This window comes from Mesorhizobium sp. WSM4823, from assembly GCF_055811195.1.
Map to the genome: position 1 here is coordinate 1 of NZ_JBVVQL010000059.1, position 394 is coordinate 394.

Annotated in this window: 1 protein-coding gene; it reads left to right on the forward strand. The window is 60.2% G+C overall.

Annotated features, from left to right (window positions below; translation table 11 throughout):
• The coding region (locus AC0L26_RS32010; RefSeq protein WP_473636086.1) for a porin at positions 1-327 on the forward strand (327 nt) is incomplete at its 5' end.
• Between the last annotated feature and the right edge of the window lie 67 nt (positions 328-394).

Consider the following 394-nt stretch of genomic DNA (forward strand, 5'->3'; position numbering starts at 1 on the left):
GTGAGCAGCCTTCTTCTCGGCTCGGTTGCGGCCCTGACCTCCGTTTCGGGGGCTCGCGCGGCGGACGAAATCTCCGCTTCGGACCGGACCGAACATGTCCACATCTGCGACGTCTACGGTGCAGGCTACTTGCATGTCCCCAACACCGACACCTGCCTGCGCATCGGCGGCTACGTCCAATATGACGTCGGCATCGGTGGTGTCCCTTCGCATGAGGGGGCAAGAACATCCAGTGCGAGAACCGGGGAGGCTCAGGGCAGTTGGCGAAACAACACGCCTTTCACGTTCAAGACTTGGACGAACCAGGAAACCGAAATGGACCACTGAAGACCTATACTGAAAGCCGCCTGAACTTCGGCAACCGCAACCCTTATCCGGGTCCGGACAGTGCTCA